Here is a 1,414-nt window from a genome sequence, read left to right as displayed (position 1 = left end):
CGGTGGCCCGCTCGGCGCTCTCCCCGCGCCGGCGGCGGCGCCCGCCACGGCGACGGCGGCGCGAGGGCCGCTCGTGCTCCTCGGCGGTCTCGGCCTCGTCGGTCTCCTCCACCAGTTCGGCCTCATCGGGCTCGACCTCGGCTTCGGCCAGCGCGGCGGCCTCGGCGGCGGCCCGCTCGGGCGTCTGGAACATCGGCGGCTGGAAGACCGGCGGCTGGAACACGGCGGTGGCCGGCACCGGCACGGCGGGCGGCTGCGGCTCCGATGCGCTCCCCGCACGGTCCTCGGTCACGGATCCCCTGGCCTTTCCCTCATCGATCGGCGCGGCGGACCGCACGGCCCGGCGGCGCCGGCGCGGCGCGGCGGCGTCCTCCTCGGAACCGCTCAGGTCAGCCTCCACGGCCCGCGTCCCTTCTCCGCCCTGCGACACGCCCCGATCGCGGGACGGCTCGGCGGCGGCCGATCGGGTGGCCTGCCGGCGCCGGCGCGGTGCGGCGGTCTCCTCCGCCGCGTCCGTGCCCTGCCCGCTCCCGCTCGCGGCGGTGGCGTCCGGGGTGGACGCGGCGCGGGTGGCCCGGCGGCGCTGCCGCGGGGCGGCGGGCTCCGTCCCGGTCTCGGTAACGGCCTCGGCGGATGCCTCGTCCGCGGGTGCCGCGGCCCGGGTGGCACGGCGCCGGGTACGCGGCGCGGCGGGCTCCTCGGTCTCCTCGGTCACGTCCTGAGCCGGAGCGGCGGTCTCCGCGCCGGATTCCGCGCGGGTGGCACGGCGCCGGGTGCGCGGCGCGGACGCCTCGGGCTCCACGGCTTCGGGGGCGTTCCCGGCGGGTACGGCGGTGGGCTCGGCCCCGGCCTCGGGCGCGGCGGCCGGACGCGTCGCACGACGCCGCTTGCGCGGCGCGGACGGTTCGGACTCCACGGGTTCTGCGGCGCTCTCGGCGGGCGCGGCGGCGGGCTGCTCGGCAGCCGGTGCGGCAGCACTCTCCGCGACGGCCTCCGGGGCGGCGGCCGGACGCGTGGCACGACGGCGCTTGCGCGGCGGCGCGGGCTCGTCCGGCGCGGGCTCGGCGGCCGGTGCGGCGGCGGACTCGGCCGGTGCGGCAGCGGGCTGCTCTGCGGCCGGTACGGCGGCGCTCTCCGCGACGGCTTCGGGCGCGGCGGCGGGACGGGTGGCACGGCGGCGCTTGCGCGGCGCCGACGCCTCGGGCTCCACCGGCTCGGCGGCGCTCAGCGCGGCGGAGGCGTCGGGGGTGTCGGCCGCGTCGGTGTCCTGCACCGGCTGGGCCGTCTCGGCCGGGGTCTGGGCCACGGCCTCCGGCGCGGCGGCCGGACGCGTGGCGCGGCGGCGCCTGCGGGGCGACGCGGTCTCCTCCGGGGTGCCCGCCTCGCTCACGGCGGGTGTCCCGGCGCTCTCCGG

General features: G+C 81.8%; 1 pseudogene. It reads right to left on the bottom strand.

The annotated features are described in order from the left end of the window. Window positions 1-1,390: pseudogene (locus ACFV5N_RS27815) on the bottom strand (ribonuclease E/G); the annotation flags it as partial. Window positions 1,391-1,414 lie beyond the last annotated feature (24 nt).

The sequence above is a fragment of the Streptomyces sp. NPDC059853 genome (assembly GCF_042731495.1).
Taxonomy (GTDB): Bacteria; Actinomycetota; Actinomycetes; order Streptomycetales; family Streptomycetaceae; genus Streptomyces.
The sequence above is the reverse complement of the archived record's forward strand: the minus strand, read 5'-3'. Positions and strand labels throughout refer to the sequence as shown.